This window comes from Catenulispora pinisilvae, from assembly GCF_015356865.1.
Taxonomy (GTDB): domain Bacteria; phylum Actinomycetota; class Actinomycetes; order Streptomycetales; family Catenulisporaceae; genus Catenulispora; species Catenulispora pinisilvae.
The window spans coordinates 11447-27861 of the sequence record NZ_JAAFZA010000070.1; the positions used below are offsets into that span (position 1 = coordinate 11447).

Genomic DNA, 16415 nt, shown 5'->3' on the forward strand with positions numbered 1-16415 from the left:
TAGCTCTCCACACGTGAGGCTCGGCTGGAGTCCCAGCCGAGCCTCACGTGATCTACCGACAACTCAGATCAGACGCCCGTCCTCCTCGACCCCGCCAGATCCCTCGCCCGACGCCGCGCGGCGAACGTCAGCGCGCCACCGGCGGCCAGCGCCGCCAAAGCGGCCGTCGAGGTCTGCCACAGTCCGTCGGCACCGGTCGCGGGCAGCGTCCCGACCAGAATCCGAACCCTGGCATCGTGCGGGTCGTTGCTGTTGTTCCCGGGGTTCGGATCGATGGCGTCGCTGGCTGCGGTCGCCTTGTTCCGGATGTCCGAGCCGTTGCCCTGGTACGTCGGTGCCAGCCGCACCGTGAACGTCCACGACTTCGACGCCTCCGGCACGAGCTTCGCCTCCGGCCCGCAGGTCACCGTGCCGCCGTACACGCCCGCCGGCCCGGTGCAGCCGTCCGGGGAGGAGAGGAACGACAGCATCTTCGGCAGCGGGTCGGTGATCCGGGCGTTCGGCGCCGTCGCCGGGCCGTGGTTGGTGACCGTGACCGTGTACTGGAACGTGCCGCCCGGAAGGACCCGGCCGTTCTTGGGCAGCTGGGCCACCTTCACCGTCGACAGGTCGGCCTCGGCCGGGGCCACCTTCCCGCCCGGCAGCGGCGCCGGCGGCGAGGTGTTGTCGCCCGGGTTGGGGTCCTTGGTGTCCGACGACGCGGTCGCCACGTTCATCACGTCCGAGCCGTCACCGACGTAACTCGGGTCCAGCTTCACCGTGAACGTCCACGCCACCGACGCGCCCGGCGCCAGCGACGCCCGCGGTCCGCAGGTCACCGTTCCGCCGTACACACCCACCGGTCCGGTGCAGCCGTCGGCCGAGGAGAGGAACGCCAGCCGGGCCGGCAGCGCGTCGACCGACTTGGCCGTGAGCGCCGTGGACGGCCCGGCGTTGGTGATCCGCACCCGGTAGGCGAAGGTCTGCCCGGGGCCGATCGGCGTGTCGGTGACCGCCTGCTTGTGCGCGGACAGGTCAGCCTCCGGCGGGTCCACCTTGCCGCCCGGCAGCGGCGCCGGCGGCGAGGTGTTGTCGTCCAGGTTCGGGTCGGGGGTGTCGGACAAGGAGGTCGCGCGGTTGCCGAGGTCCGAGCCGTCGCCGATGTAGGCGGGGTCGAGCCGCACCGTGAACGTCCACGACTTCGACGCGCCGCCGCCCAGGGAGGGCACCGGCCCGCAGGAGACCTGGCCGGCGTCCGCCCCGACCGGGCCGGTGCAGCCGTCGGCCGAGGAGAGGAAGGACAGGTGCGCCGGCAGCGGATCGGTGACCCGGACGTTCACCGCCGCGGACGGGCCGTGGTTCGTGGTCGTCACCAGGTAGTCGAAGGTCTCCCCCGGCTTGACCGGGGTCGTGCCGACGGCCGACTTGGCCGTCGACAGATCCGCCTCCGGCACGATCGGGCCCGGAGGGTCGACCCGGTCACTGGGGTTCTTGTCGCCGCCGGTCGGCGAGGTCGCGGTGGCCACGTTGCCCTGGTCCGAACCGTCGCCGGTGTAGGCGTGGTCAAGCAGTGCGGTGAAGGTCCACGACTTCGACGCGCCCGGAAGCAATGCCGTCTGCGGACCACAGCTGACCGTCCCGCCCTCACCGGGGGTTCCGGTGCAGCCGTCGGCGGAGGACACGAACGAGATCTTCGACGGCAGCGGGTCGGTCGCGCCGACGTTCACCGCGGTCGAAGGGCCCTGATTCGTGACGGTGATGGTGTAGGTGAAGGTCTGCCCCGGCTTCACCGCGGTCGTCGACGTCGTCTTCACCGTGGTCAGGTGCGCCTCCGGCGGCGCGACCGGGCCGGGCGGGTCCACCGGGTCGCTGGGGTCCTTCTTGCCGTCGGTCGAGGACGTGGCGGTCGCCACGTTGGCCTGGTCGGAGCCGTCACCGGTATAGGAGGGGTCCAGCTTCACCGTGAAGGTCCAGGTCTTCGTCTGCCCCGGCAGCAACGTCACGTCGCCGCCACAGGTCACGGTGCCGCCGTTGGTACCGGCCGGACCGGTGCAGCCGTCGACCGAGGAGACGAACGACAGCTTGGACGGCAGCGGGTCGGTGGTCCCGACGTTCACCGCGGTCGAAGGCCCGTTGTTCTTCACGGCCAACACGTAGTCGAAGGTCTGACCCGGCTTGACCGGCGTGGTCGACGGCGTGGTCTTGGTCATCGCCAGGTCGGCCTCGGGCCGGATCGGGCCGGGCGGGTCCACCGGGCCGCTGGGGTCCTTGGTGCCGTCGGTCGGGGACGTGGCGGTCGCCACGTTGGCCTGGTCCGTACCGTCACCGGTGTAGGAGGGGTCCAGCTTCACCGTGAAGGTCCACGACTTCGACGCGCTCGGAAGCAGCGACGGCTCAGTCCCGCAGGTCACCGTCCCGCCGTTGCCGGCCGTCCCCGTGCAGCCGTCCGCCGAGGACACGAACGAGATCTGCGACGGCAGGGCGTCCGTGGCGCCGACGGTCACGGCCGTCGAAGGGCCCTGATTCGTCACCGTGATGGTGTAGGTGAACGTCTGCCCCGGCTTCACCGCGGTGCTCGACGTGGTCTTCACCGTCTTCAGATCCGCCTCGGGGTGGATCGGGCCGGGCGGGTTCACCGGCGGACCGCTGGGGTCCTTCTTGCCGTCGGTCGAGGACGTGGCCGTGGCGACGTTGCCCTGATCGGAGCCGTCACCGGTGTAGGAGGGGTCCAGCTTCACCGTGAACGTCCAGGACTTCGACGCGCCCGGAAGCAGCGTCGCCTCCGGACCACAGGTCACGGTCCCGCCGTTCCCGGCCGTGCCGGTGCAGCCGTCCGCCGAGGAGACGAAGGAGATCCTCGACGGCAGCGGGTCGGTCGCGCCCACACTCACCGCGGTCGAAGGACCCTTGTTCGTCACGGTCACCGTGTAGGTGAACGTCTGGCCGGGCTTCACCGGGGTGGCGGAGGTGGTCTTCGTCGTGTCCAGCTCGGCCTCGGGCTTGATCGGGCCGGGCGGGAACACCTCAGGGCTCGGATCCTTGTCGCCGCCGGTCGTCGAGGTCGGCGTGGCGACGTTGCCCTGGTCGCTGCCGTCACCGGTGTAGGAGGGGTCGAGCATGACCGTGAACGTCCACGACTTCGACGTACCCGGGAGCAGCGAAGCCTCCGGACCGCACGTCACCGTCCCGCCGTTCCCGGCCGTACCCGTGCAGCCGTCGGCCGACGACACGAACGAGATCCTCGACGGCAACCGGTCGCTCGCGCCCGCGGCCACCGCCGTCGACGGGCCGTTGTTGGTGACCGTCACCTTGTAACTGAAGGTCTGTCCCGGGACGACCGGGGTGGTGGTCGTGGTCTCCTTGGCGGTCAACAACTGCGCCGAGGGCGCCGCCGGTCCGGGCGGGAGCACCGGACCGCTGGGGTCCTTCGTCCCGCCGGTGGTGGAGGTCGGCGTGGCGACGTTGCCCTGGTCCGAACCGTCACCGGTGTAGGAGGGGTCCAGCTTCACAGTGAACGTCCAGGACTTCGACGCGCCCGGAAGCAGCGTCGCCTCCGGCCCACACGTCACGGTGCCGCCGTTCCCAGCCGTACCGGTGCAGCCGTCCGCCGACGACACGAACGACACCTTCGACGGCAGCGGGTCGGTCGCGCCGACGGCCGCGGCCGTGGACGGCCCGTTGTTCTTCACCGTCACGGTGTACGTATACGTCTCGCCGGGCTTCACCGGCGTGGTCGAGGCCGTCTTGGTGGCCACGAGCGCGGCGGTCGGCGTGATCGGCCCCTTCGGGTACGCCGGGTCGCTCGGCGTCATCGTGCCGGGGGTGTCGGCCGAGGGGGTGGCGACGTTGCCCTGGTCGCTGCCGTCACCGGTGTAGGACGGGTCCAGCTTCACCGTGATCGTCCACGTCTTCGTCCCGTTGGCGGCCACAGTCGCCTCCGGTCCGCAGCTGACCCTGCCGCCGTTGCCCGCGGTCCCGGTGCAGCCGTCGGCCGACGACACGAACGCCACCTTCGACGGCAGCGGGTCCGAGATCCTGACGTTGCGCGCCGGGTCAGGCCCCTTGTTCTCCACCGAGATCTGGTAGGTGAAGTTCTGGCCGGGCTCGACCGGGGCGGCCGAGGCCGTCTTGGTGGCGACCAGGTCGGCCTGTTCCACGGCGCTGGTCGCGGTGGCCGGGTCGGAGGTCTGCGGTGCCACGCCGGCCACCGGGGTCCACGTGGTCGTGGCCGAGTTGGTGACGGTCGAACCGGCCGGGGCGCCGGCGTTGACCGTGGTCTGGAAGGTCACCTTCCAGGTCTCGCCGGGCTGCACGGCGCCGCCGGTCGCGGGCGGGCCGCCGGTGCCGATGGCGACCCGGACGACGCCGTTGGCGTACCCGTTGGCGTCGCTCACCGGGGTCGTCACGCCGGTCGGGCTGATCAGCTTGATGGAGCCGGGCACGAACGTGGTGTTCGCGGGGATGGGGTCGTTGACGTACGAGCCCGTGGTCTGGGTGTTCCCCGGGTTGTTCGCGGAGACCGTGTAGGTCAGGGTGTCACCGCGCCGGGCCGGGTTGTTGCCCTGCACGTTCGCGACGGTCTTCATCGGCTTCAGGCAGCCGGGCGAGCCGAACACGATGTTGTCGAGGAAGTTGCCGATGCTGTTGTTGCCGCCGGTGGCGGAGACCGAGACGAAGGCGAAGCGGGTCACGGTCTGCCCGGCCGGGACGGTGTACGAACCGGTGTAGCGGCCCCAGGCGGTGTTGCCGTCGGAGATGGCGGTCGTGCTCTGACCGTCCGGGGTCTGGGCGACCAGCGGCCCGCCGGGCGGGCCCATCTCCAGAGCCATGACGTCGGTGCCCAGGCGTCCGCGGTGGGACAGGGCCCAGTTCATCGGGGTGCCCGGCACGGTCGGGATGTCCTGGTAGAGCGTGGAGACCTGGTTGGCGTTCAGCTCGACGAACTGGTTGCCGTCGGCCGCCGGCACCCCGTTGGTCCCGCTCTTCCAGATCTCGATCTTGTGGTCGGTGGCGGTGGTGTTCCAGCCCGGCACGGTGGAGTCGTCGACCATGGTCACGCCGCCGGAGGTCACCGGCTGCTCGAAGCTGCCGTTGACCATGTTCACCGGCACGTAGCCGCAGGCGTCCTTGGGCGCGGTGACCGAGGTGGAGGTGGTCGAGCGGTTGTCGGTCTGGTCGGAGTCGGTGGTGCCGGCGGCCGCGGCGATGGTCGCGGTGTTGTTCAACACCTGGGTCTTCATCGTGGCCGAGGTGTTGCCCTTGACGGTGACCACGGCCTGTCCGCCGACCGGGAGGTCGACGTTCGCCGAGACGTTGTTGCCGCTGCCCGAGGCGGTGGCGCACTTGGCTCCGCCGGAGGCGGCGCACGTCCACGTCACCCCGGTCAGCTGGGAGTCGACGCTGTCCTGGACGACGGCCCCGGTCGCGGCGGCCGGACCGGCGTTCGTCGCGGTCAGGGTGAAGGTGATCGAGTCACCGGCCTGGGCCGTGGCCGGCGCCGACTTGACGACCTTCAGGTTGGTGCCGGTGTCCACCTTGAACGGCTGGGTGTTGCTCGCCGGGTAAGTGGCCGAGGGCGCCGTAGGGTCGCTCGCGGTGGCCACCACGGAGTGCGATCCGTCGGACAGCGCCGTGGACGGTGTGCACGACCAGGAGTTGTCCGGCTGCACCGTCGCGGTGCACAGCGTCGTCGAGCCCTCCTTCACCGTGATGGTGGTGCCGGGGACGCCGGTGCCGCTGATCGGCGGCTTGTTGACGAGCTGCGTGGAGTTGGCGGCCGGGCCGGTGATCACCGGGGCCGGAGCGGTCCACTGGAGCGTGACCGAGCCGTTGCTGCTCGCGGCGCTGCCCTGGCCGGCCTGGGTGGTGCCGTTGGTGACGCCGGTGCCGCCGGCATAGCCGGAGCCACCGCCGCCTCCGGTGTCGCTGTTGTTGCCTCCGGTGTCCTGCTGGCACTGGCCGCCGCCGCCACCGAAGTAGCCGCCACCGCCGGCGCCACCGGCGTCAGCCCCGCCGTTGCCACCGTTCCCGCCCCGGTACTGCGCACCCGCGGTCGGACCGGTGGAGCAGTTGTTGTTGGTGACGGCCGCGGCCCCGCCCGCGCTCTGCGTGCCGCCCTGGCCGCCGTTGCCGATGCCGCTACCGGGGTTGCCGCCGTTCGTGCCGGTGGCTCCGCCGCCGCTGCCGCCGCCGGAGCCACCCTCGGCACCGCCGGCTCCGCCACCGGCGATGAGCAGCGGCGTCCCGGTGAGCGAGGCGCCGGTCCACAGGGCGCTCATACCGCCGCCGGACCCGCCGCTGTAGCGCGAGCCGCTGCCGCCGGAGCCACCGCCGCCATAGGTCGCGGCGCCCTTCAGGCTGCCGCCCTGCCCGGCCATGACGCTGAGGCTGTCGCCCGCGGCCACGGCCAGCGTCCCGGTGGTCAGGCCGCCGGCCGCGCCGTTGCGGCCACCGCCGCCGGCTCCGGACAGGCTCGCCGTCAGGCTGCTGACGCCCTTGGGCACCACGAACGCCTGATCGCTCCCGGAATAGGTGAACTGCACACAGCTGGTATTCGAACCCGTCGGAGTGCACGCCACTTGCGCGGCCCGGGCCGGCGCGGCCCCGGCCGTGAAGCCGGCCACGGTCGACGCGGCCACGAGGGCGGCACTGGTGATGACGCGCAGCAGCCGAACGGCTGCGGCGCCCGCGGGTCGGGAGGGCAAGGTCACAGATCCTCCGGCAGGAGAAGGGGAAGGAGGCGATGCGGTTGACGCGCTCGACGCGATCGACGCGTTGACGCGGTTGATCAGCAAGGTAAGGCCCTTGCTTTCCCGGTTCCTGCCGACATGAGGGTTGCGCGATAAATGCGCCCTATTCAGCGCATTTCTCCGACTATTCCGTCTGACTATTCGGTCCGACTAATCTGCCCGACTATTCCGCCCGGCTAGCCACGGACCCGGGCCGTGCGCCGAACCGCGCGCGGACATCGCACGCCGGCCGCCGCGATCCCCCGCTGCCGGGCTCAGCGCGCCGGCTGGATCGTGAACCGCAGCACCTGCTTGGTCAGCGTCAGGCTCGCGGCGGGCTGGTCCGGGTCGGCCGGGCAGTCCACGAAGGCGACACGCACGGCCCCGACGGTCAGGACGTAGCTGTAGGCGTCGCGGCAGCGGGTCGGCGGCCGGGACCTTGCCGCCTCGGTGGTGAGCCGGGGGTCGGCGGCCAGGGTGGTGATCCGGGTCGCCTGGTCCGGTGTCAGCTCGCCGGTGCGGCGGGTTCCGCTCTTGTCGGTGGCGGTCCACGATCCGTGCGGGGCGAGGTCGACGGTGTCCTTGGCGCCGGCGAAGCCGCCGGTTCGCTGGACGGTGATGTTCGGTACCGATGCGGTGGCGGTCGTCGTGCTGTCGGCCGGGGCCGAGACGGTGGCGCCGCTGTGGCCGTTGGCGCTGCCCTGAGTGGAAGCGCCGGAAGCGCCGGGAGTGCTCGAAGTGCCGGAGGCGCAGGACGCGGTCGCCGTCACCGACGCTGCCAGGGCCAAGCCCGCACCGAGGGTGAAGGATGTCAGGCTGCTGACTTTGGTTTGTCCGTGTGCTGGCATCGTCCTCCCGCCGTCCGGCGGCTTCCTCGCCGATTGTCATGAAATGGCAAAGAGTCTGCCATCCGGCGAATCCACCCTTTGTTCAGCATTGACCCCATCAGGGTACAGCGATACGTTCCGCGTCAGCTGACAGGTTTCTGAAGATTTCCTGAAGGCCTGCGCGCTCGGGCCGCGCCGCGGGTGGCTCGAGCACGCCCCTCACCCGCCTCGTCTTACGCGAAAGGAATGGCCGTGAGACTCAGCAACACCCTGACCCGGCGCCGAAGTATGCGGCGTCTGGCCATCGGCGTCACCGCCGGCGCCACCGTCCTCGCGATGTCCACCACGATGGCTGCGTATGCCAACGCGTCGCCGTCACACCGGGACGGTTCGGTGGCCTCCCCCGCCGCGATCCAGGCTCTGGCCGCGCGCTCCGCCGACGCCCTGGTGGCCACTCACCCGGCGTTCCTGATGGCGGCCGCGCAGGACCAGTTCCAGCGGCAGCAGGTCGTCTCCGCTCAGGGCACGCAGTATGTGCCCTATCTGCGTACGCACGCGGGCCTGCCCGTGGTCGGCGGCGACTTCGTCATCGTCACCGACAGCGCCGGGCACACCGTGTTCCACTCGGTGGCCCAGCAGCACCCGATCGGCGCGCTGTCCACCACGCCCAAGCTGGGCAGTGCCCAGGGCGCGGCGGTGGCCGAGCACCAGTTGAAGCAGGTGTCGAAGGTCGAGTCCACCAAGCTGGTGGTGTTCGCCCTCGGCGCCGCCCCGGCCGCGCTGGCGTGGGAGAGCACGGTGGACGGCATGGGCTCGGACGGCGTGAGCCGGCTGAGCGTGGACGTCGACGCCGGCACCGGCCGCGTGCTGCACACGCAGGAGCACGTCACGGACGGCACCGCGAACGCCGTGTGGAACGGCCCGGAGCCGCTGAGCATCGACACCACGAACTCCGGCGGGACGTACTCGCTGCAAGCCCCGAACATCAGCGGCCTGGCTTGTCAGGACGCTGCCAACAACACCACGTTCACGAACTCGACCGACTCCTGGGGCAACGGCGACGCCACCGACCGGGAGACCGCCTGCGCCGACGCCCTCTACAGCGCCGAGACCGAGAACCACATGCTCTCGCAGTGGCTGGGCCGCAACAGCTTCGACGGCAACGGCGGGGCCTGGCCGATCCGGGTCGGGCTGGACGACGTCAACGCCTACTACGACGGCTCGGAGGTCCAGGTCGGGCACAACACCGCGGGCCAGTGGATCACCGCGATGGACGTCGTGGACCACGAGATGGGCCACGGCATCGACGACCACACCCCCGGCGGCATCTCCGGCAACGGCACCCAGGAGTTCATAGCCGACGTCTACGGCCAGTCGAGCAAGGCCTTCGCCAACGAGCCCTCGCCGTACGCGGTCGTGGACTGGGTGGTCGGCGCCGAGGTCAACCTCGAAGGTACCGGCCCGATCCGCAACATGTACGACCCCTCGCAGGTGAACGGCGACCCGGACTGCTACTCCGACGCCATACCGGGCGACGAGGTGCACCAGGCCGCCGGACCCGGCAACCACTGGTTCTACCTGCTGGCCCAGGGTTCCAACCCGAGCACCGGGCCCACCAGCCCGACCTGCGACGGCTCGACGGTCACCGGCCTCGGCGTGGAGAACGCGCTGAAGATCGTGTACAACGCCCAGCTGATGAAGAACTCTGACAGCTCCTACCTCGCCTACCGCACCTGGACCCTGCAGGCCGCGATCAACCTGGACCCGACCTGCGCCGAGTTCAACACGGTCCAGGCCGCGTGGAACGCGGTGAGCGTGCCGGCCCAGTCCGGCGACCCGACCTGCTCGGCGGGTGGGAACGCGACTCGGAGGTGAACTGCTCAGAGGTGAACTGCTTCTAGCAGACTGCGGACTGCGGAACAGCAAGGTTGAAGGGACGTGTGCCCGTCGCGCTCAGCGGCGGGCACACGTCTTTCGTCTGCCGACCTCGGTCTGCGCCACAGCTGTGAAACCGCCATGAAGCCACGGTGAAGCCGCCCCCGCATAGCGTCCCGGCATGAGTTCCACACCAGGACGAAGGAGCACGACGCGATGACGACAGCCACCGCCGCCGTGGAGGCGATCGGGCTGCGCAAGGACTTCGGCGGGTTCCGGGCGGTCGACGGAGTCGACCTGGAGGTCCGCCAGGGGGAGATCTTCGGCGTGCTCGGCCCGAACGGGGCGGGCAAGACGACGGCACTGCGCATGCTCGCCACTTTGTTGCCGATCGACGGCGGCCAGGCCCGGGTGTTCGGGGTGGACGTGGCCCGCGAACCGCACCGGATCCGGCAGCTGATCGGCATCACCGGCCAGTACGCGTCGGTCGACGAGGACATGACGGCCACGGAGAACCTGTGGATGTTCGGTCGCCTACAGGGCCTGCGCTCGGCCGACGCCCGGGCCACCGCGCGCCGGCTGCTGGCCCAGTTCGATCTCGAAGCCGCCGCCGACCGGCCGATCGCGCAGTTCTCCGGCGGCATGCGCCGCCGGCTGGACCTGGCCGCGAGCCTGATCACCCGGCCGCCCCTGATCTTCCTCGACGAGCCGACGACCGGCCTGGACCCACGCACCCGCGGGCAGATGTGGGACACCATCCGCGGCCTGGTCACCGAGGGCTGCACGGTGCTGCTCACCACCCAATACCTGGACGAGGCCGACCAGCTCGCCGGGCGGATCGCGGTGCTGGATCGGGGCCGCAAGGTCGCCGAGGGCACGCCGGAGCAGCTGAAGGCCTCGGTCGGCAACTCGACGTTGCAGCTGCACCTGGCTCCGGGGGCCGACCAGGAGCAAGCGCGGCAGGTGGTGCTCCGGGTCGCCGGTGCCGAGCCGGTGCTCACTCCGGAGTCGGGGCGGATGAACGTGCCGCTGGACACCGCCGACCGGGCCGCGGACGTGCTGATCGGGTTGCGCGGGGCCGGAGTGTCGATCGCCTCGGTCAGCGTGGCCCAGCCGAGTCTGGACGAGGTGTTCCTCGCGCTGACCGGGCACGGTGCCGATGCCGGTGAGGACGACGCTCGCGGTGGGACCCACGGCACCGACGGCACCGACGGCACCGCCGGAAGCAATCGGAGCAATGGCACCGGCACGTTTTCTTCGCATCCCACCGACCAGATCCCCCAGGAGATCCAGTGAACACCGCGTCCCCGACCCTGGCGGCAGCGCACCCGGCGGCCACGGCGTACCGGGTCGACCCGGCCGCCGCGGTAGCCGCCACCCGCCCGCGCAACACCCCGGCCGAGACCGTGGGCCAGACGCTGGTCATGGCCCGGCGCGCGCTGAAGAAGATGCGGCGCAACCCGGAGCAGTTCTTCGACGTCACCGTCCAGCCGCTGCTGTTCACGGCGATGTTCGCGTACATCTTCGGCGGCGCGATCGCCGGCGGCGTGAAGAACTACCTGCCGGTGCTGATTCCCGGAATCGTCGCCCAGACGGTACTGACCACCTGTATGGCGACCGGCGTGCAACTACGCGAGGACATGGAGAAGGGGGTCTTCGACCGCTTCAAGTCCCTGCCGATGGCCCGCATCGCCCCGCTGGCCGGCCCGATGGTCGCCGACCTGGTCCGCTACCTGATCGCCGCCGGCCTGACGTTCCTCACCGGTGTGGTCATCGGCTACCGCCCGCACGGCGGCGTCCTGGGCGTGCTCGGTGCCGTGCTGCTGGCGGTCATCACCGGCTGGTCCCTGGCCTGGATCTTCACCTGGCTCGGCACGATCACGAAGAGCGCGAAGTCGGTCCAGGGCATGTCGATGATGATCCTGTTTCCGTTGACGTTCCTGTCCAACGCGTTCGTGCCGGTACAGACGCTGCCCGGTTGGCTGGCCGACTTCGTGAAGGTCAACCCGGTCTCGCACCTGGTCTCCGGCACTCGGGCGCTGGCCAACCAGGGGACGGTGGGCGCTGAGGTGGGGTGGACGCTGCTGGCTTGCTTGGTGGTGGTCGCGGTGTTCGCGCCGCTGTCCACTCGGAGCTATCGGCGGCATCTGTAGGCCCGCGCCTCAGTACCCGCCGACCAATCCCGCCACCAGTCCCCGGGCCTCGGCCAAAAGCTCTACCGGCCGCCGGTCCGCGTACTCAGCTCGCAGCTCATCAAGCCGCCCCGGAAGCGCCCGTTCGGCGACCGGGGCGATCCGCTCCCAGTCCATGGTCGGCAGCATCCGGTTGTAGGAGAACCGCTGTGCCAGCGCGAGCAGGCGCAGCGCGTTCGCCGTATCTGCTGCGTCTGCTGCGTCTGCTGCGTCTGCTGCGTTCACCGCGTCTGCCGCATCTGCTGGCGCTTCCCCCGCCGCGTCCGCGACCGCATCCGCTCCCACCGCGCACCGCCGCAGCAGCCACCAAGTCCCCAACCCGAACAGCAACATCCCGCTGGCCGGATAGTCGATCCGCTCATTGTCCGGCGTGAGCACCAGCAGCGCGCTAGCGCGACACGCCGCGAACACCGCACGGCCATGCGCCTCATCCGCCCCGGAGGCGTGCCAGGCGTGGGCGCTCAGCGCCATCGCGTCACCGATGAAGGTCCACAGCTCGGTGCCGGTCTTGGTGGCGCCGGGGAGCTCGGTCTCACGGTACTGATCCGCGCACTCGCGGAAGAGGCGCAGCCCGTCTTCGGCGCGGCCCGAGGCGAGCAGCAGTTCGGCGCGGCAGATGTGGCGGTGCAGGTCGGTGCCGAAGGTCGCCGTGCGGGTCTCCATCCGGTCAATGAGCTCTATCTCCTCCCGAGCCCGTTCGAGCCGGCCTTCGGCGACGTCGCTGAGCGCCATCAGCGTGCGCAGTTGCGCCTCGTCGTCGACGGCGCCGAGGCGGCGCACCACGGGCAGCGCCAGGCGGGCGTGCGCCACGGCCGCCGGGCGGTCGCCGAGTTGCATGCTCAGCTCGGCCAGCAGCATGCGCGGCATGGCGGTCATCGTCCAGGGCCCGGCGGCGGCGTCGGCCAGGACCAGCGCGCGTTCGGCCAGGACCCGGGCGCCGTGCGGGTCGCCCTCGTTCTCGCGGTAATGGCTGAGCCAGGCGCTGGCGCCGGCCGCGGTGCTCGGGTCCGGGCCGGCGGCCAGTGCGGTGAGCCTGGCCAGGGACGCCTCCACGTCCGTGGCGTCCCAGGCGAGCAGCACCCGGACCAGGGCCGAGACGTAGACGTCGCCGCCGTCGGCCGGGCCGAGCCGGCGTAGCAGGGCCGACAGGTCGGCGCCGTGCTCGCCGGACAGCGCCATCGTATTGCTCAGCGTGACCGCCACCGCGGCGCGGGCGGCGTCGGCGAGTTCCGGCGGCGGCGTCCAGTCCGACAGCGCGTCACGCAGCGCCCCGGCCAGGAAGAACATGCGGATGTGCTCGCCGCGGATCGTCCACATGGTGCCGAGCGTGGCGAGCAGGCGGACCAGGGAGGCGTTGTCGCCCTCGGCGAGCGCCGCGCGCATCTCGTCGGCCAGGTTGGTCTCCTCGGCGCTGAGCGCGTCGATCGCCGCGAACTGCCCGGGACCGGCGAGATCAGACTGCTGCGCATCGGCGTAGGCCACGGCCCACCGGCGCTGCGCCGCACGCGCCTCGGCCTCGTCCCCGGCCTCCGCCAGCCGCATCCGGCCGAACTCGCGCACCGTCTCCAGCATCCGGTAGCGGACGCCGGCCGGACCCTCACGCACGGTCACCAGTGACTGGTCGACCAGCCCGCCGACGGTCTCGACCACCTCGGGTTCGGACCCTGATGATCCGAGCACTGATTCGGCGGCCTCAAGCGTGAACCCGTCGTGGAACAGCGCCAACCGCCGAAGCGCCCGCTTCTCCACCGGATCCAGCAGATTCCACGACCACTCGATCACCGCCACCAGCGCCCGATGCCGGTCCGGCGCACTCCGGTCGCCGCCCCGCAGCAACGCGAACCGGTCCTGGAGCCGCCGGTCGATCTCCTCGACCGCCATCATCCGGACCTTGGCCGCGGCCAGTTCGATGGCCAGCGGCAGCCCGTCCAGCCGGCCGACGACGCCGGCCACGACCGGCTCGTCGAGCCGCACGTCCGGCCGCGCGGCCAGCGCGCGCTCGCGGAACAGCCGGGCCGCGTCCGCCGGACCCAGCTCGCCCAGCGGATAGACGCGCTCGGCCGCGATCGCCAGCGGCGCCCGGCTCGTGGTGAGCACGCGCAGATCGGGGGTGGCGGCGATGAGGAACGCCACGAGTTCGGCGACCGCCTCGATGAGATGCTCGCAGTTGTCGAGCACCAGCAGCCCGGGCACCAGCCCCAGCTGTTGCGCCAGCCGGGCCCGGATGTCAGCCCGCTGACTCGCCGTCAGCGTCCCGCGGCCGCTGACCGAATCGCGCACCCCCAGCGCCGATCCGACCTCCGCCGCCAGGTCCGCGCCGGACACGACACCGGCCAGTTCGACGAAGTAGACCGCCGCCTGTTCCGCCTCCCGTGCCACGACCTGCGCCAGCCGCGTCTTCCCGAGCCCGCCGGCGCCGACCACCGACACCACCCGCGAGCCGGCCAGCGCGGCCCGCAGCCGCTCCCGGTCGCCCTCCCGGCCGATCAGCTCGGTGGCGTCGTAGCGCAGCCCGTGGCGCACCGGGCGGTCCAGGGCCAACAAACCGCGCTGCACCCGCCGCAGTGGCTCGCCGGGATCGGTGCCGAGGCGGTCCCGCAGCTCCCGCCGGTGACGCTCGAAGCGTTCGAGCGCGGCCGCCGGACCGCGAACCGCCGCCTCGCTGCGCAGGAGATCCGCGAGCAGCGATTCATCGTGCGGCGCCCGCGTGTATGCCGCCTCAAGGTATGGCAGTGCCCGCACATGCCCGCCGGTCCTGCTGGCCGCCCGGGCGAGCACGACCCCCGCGGCCTGCGCGTCAGTGGCCGCGCCCCGACGGATCTCGGCCAGCGGACCCCCTCGGGCGGCGTTGTCGCCGCCCGCCGGGTCGCCGTCGGCCAGCGCCAACGCCTCCCGAGCCAGCGCCTCGGCCCGCGCCGGATCGCCGTCGAGCGCCGCCGCCGCTTCCCGGACCAGCCCGGACAGCCTGCTGCTGTCGACCTCGTCCGGCCCGGCGCCGAGCCGGTACCCGGCCCCCTCCCGGACGATCGCCTCCACCCCGCAAGCGCTGCGAGTCCGCGACACCAGGACCTGCAAGCCCTTCACCCCGTTGCTCGGCGCCGCCTCGCCCCACACCAGTTCGATCAGCTCCGCCGACCCCACCGGACGGCAGTCGCGCGCAGCCAGCGCGGCCAACAACGCCTGCGGGCGCTCACCGACGACGGGGACCCCGTGCCAGCGCACGTCGCCCAACAAGGTCAGTGTGATGCTCACTTGCCAAGTCTAGGTGCGGGCGGCGTCCTGAGGCGGGGCACTGAAGCTGGCCACGGCCCGCAGCGCGACGTCCACCGAGGCCTGCAAACTCTCGCGCCCGGCGCCGGCCGCGGCGTGGACCGCCAGGCCCTGGCCCAAGGTCACCACGAACCGCGCCAGGGCGGCGGTATCGGTGCCGGATACGAGGTCGCCCTCCCCCTCCGCCCGGGCCAGCCGCTGAGCGAGCGCGCCTTCGAAGACCGCCCGGAAGTCGGCCAGGAGCTCGGTGATCCCGCTGTTCGCCGGCCCGCAGGACAGTCCGCCTTGGATGGACAGGCAGCCGGGCGGATGGCCGCTTTCGGTGAGGGCGTCGACCGCCGCCCGCAGATAGCGCTCGACGACGCCGTACGCGGTGGGCTCCTCCAGGGTGGCCGGCGCGTACGCCACGTAGGTGTCCCGGTAGCGGACCAGCGCGCGCCGGAACAGCTCTTCCTTACTCCCGAACACGGCATACAGGCTCGGCTTGTTGATGCCCATCGCGGCGGTGAGATCGCTCATCGACGCGCCCTCGAAACCGTGCTCCCAGAAGACCCGGACCGCCCGGTCCAGGACCTCGTTCTCCTCGAAGCCCCGCGGCCGGCCCCGGCCGCGCACCTCGTCGGCGATCATGCGGACACCCTGTTCATGACGCCAATCTACCAGTCGGTACAAAAATCCTCCGGCCACTCCGACCACCCGGAAACCGATCGGTACAAAATCTGTTAGCGTGGCCGCGCAGCATCCAACCGATCGGTACAAAAAGGAGTCACCCATGGGACAGCTCGACGGCAAGACCGCCCTGGTCACCGGCGCCACCTCCGGCATCGGCCTGGCCTCGGCCCGGGCACTCGCGGCCGAGGGGGCGTACGTCTTCCTGACCGGACGGCGCGCGGACCGGCTGGCCGAGATCGTGACCGAGATCGCGGCGGAGTCCGGCGCGCAGCGCGCGACCGGCATCCAGGCCGACGTCACCGACCTCGCCGATCTCGACCGGGTGATGGCGGCCGTCGAGCAGTCCGGCCGGGGTCTGGACATCCTGTTCGCCAACGCCGGTATCGCCGAGCTCGTACCGCTCGGCGAGATCACCTGGGAGCACTACGCGGACACGTTCAACACCAACGTCGGCGGCGTCGTGTTCACCGTTCAGAAGGCGTTGCCCCTGCTGAAGGACGGTTCCTCGGTCATCCTGTGCGGCTCCAACGTCGCCGTCAAAGCCGCGCCGGCACTGAGCGTCTACGCCGCGACCAAGGCCGCGGTCCGCTCGCTCGGCCGCACCTGGGCCGCGGAGCTGACCGGGCGGGGAATCCGCGTCAACACCATCGCCCCCGGCCCCACCGAGACCCCGGGCCTGCTCGGCCTGAATCCCGACGAAGAACAGCTGCGCGCGGCCCTCATCGCCACCGTGCCGATGAACCGCCTGGCAAAGCCGGAGGAAACAGCTGGTGTCGTAACCTTCCTCGCCTCCGACCGCGCCAGCTTCATGACCGGCGCGGAGGTCTTCGTCGACGGCGGAGCCAGTCAGATCTGACCGTTGCGGAGAAACC

General features: G+C 71.4%; 8 protein-coding genes. 4 read left to right on the forward strand and 4 right to left on the reverse strand.

What is annotated here, in order from left to right:
* Positions 1–68: 68 nt before the first annotated feature.
* Both IZR01_RS20435 and IZR01_RS20440 read right to left on the reverse strand, forming a co-directional pair.
* Positions 69–6683, reverse strand: a complete 6615-nt coding sequence (locus IZR01_RS20435; RefSeq protein ID WP_194924756.1) for an isopeptide-forming domain-containing fimbrial protein — start codon at positions 6681–6683, stop codon at positions 69–71.
* Positions 6684–6982: 299 nt separating this feature from the next.
* Entirely contained in the window at positions 6983–7555 is a 573-nt protein-coding gene (locus IZR01_RS20440) for a hypothetical protein (protein WP_194924757.1), read from the reverse strand.
* Between the two features lie 231 nt (positions 7556–7786).
* On the opposite strand from IZR01_RS20440, the gene IZR01_RS20445 reads away from it, so the two are divergent.
* From IZR01_RS20445 to IZR01_RS20455, 3 genes are all read left to right on the forward strand, one after another.
* Positions 7787–9409 carry a M4 family metallopeptidase gene (locus IZR01_RS20445; RefSeq protein WP_323747054.1) on the forward strand — a complete coding sequence of 541 codons (1623 nt, stop codon included), beginning with the start codon at positions 7787–7789 and terminating at the stop codon, positions 9407–9409.
* Positions 9410–9625: 216 nt separating this feature from the next.
* Positions 9626–10705: an ATP-binding cassette domain-containing protein gene (locus IZR01_RS20450; RefSeq protein WP_194897494.1), complete on the forward strand. Its 1080-nt coding sequence runs from the start codon at positions 9626–9628 to the stop codon at positions 10703–10705.
* Positions 10702–11562, forward strand: a complete 861-nt coding sequence (locus IZR01_RS20455; RefSeq protein ID WP_194897493.1) for an ABC transporter permease — start codon at positions 10702–10704, stop codon at positions 11560–11562. Before IZR01_RS20450 ends, IZR01_RS20455 begins: the two co-directional genes overlap by 4 nt.
* 9 nt (positions 11563–11571) lie before the next feature.
* Here the strand turns inward: IZR01_RS20455 and IZR01_RS20460 are convergent, their stop codons facing one another.
* On the reverse strand, positions 11572–14853 hold the full coding sequence (locus tag IZR01_RS20460) for an ATP-binding protein (protein ID WP_194924758.1): 3282 nt from the start codon (positions 14851–14853) through the stop codon (positions 11572–11574).
* Between the two features lie 9 nt (positions 14854–14862).
* Positions 14863–15501: a TetR/AcrR family transcriptional regulator gene (locus IZR01_RS20465; protein WP_194897300.1), complete on the reverse strand. Its 639-nt coding sequence runs from the start codon at positions 15499–15501 to the stop codon at positions 14863–14865.
* Positions 15502–15643: 142 nt separating this feature from the next.
* On the opposite strand from IZR01_RS20465, the gene IZR01_RS20470 reads away from it, so the two are divergent.
* Positions 15644–16399, forward strand: coding sequence for an SDR family NAD(P)-dependent oxidoreductase (locus IZR01_RS20470; RefSeq protein ID WP_194897299.1), 756 nt, complete (start codon positions 15644–15646; stop codon positions 16397–16399).
* Positions 16400–16415: the final 16 nt, after the last annotated feature.

Bases quoted from the DNA above. Each gene is read 5' to 3' on its own strand.
- IZR01_RS20465 (WP_194897300.1), bottom strand. From the start codon at position 15,501: ATGATCGCCGACGAGGTGCGCGGCCGGGGCCGGCCGCGGGGCTTCGAG.
- IZR01_RS20470 (WP_194897299.1), top strand. From the start codon at position 15,644: ATGGGACAGCTCGACGGCAAGACCGCCCTGGTCACCGGCGCCACCTCC.
- IZR01_RS20450 (WP_194897494.1), top strand. From the start codon at position 9,626: ATGACGACAGCCACCGCCGCCGTGGAGGCGATCGGGCTGCGCAAGGAC.
- IZR01_RS20440 (WP_194924757.1), bottom strand. From the start codon at position 7,555: ATGCCAGCACACGGACAAACCAAAGTCAGCAGCCTGACATCCTTCACC.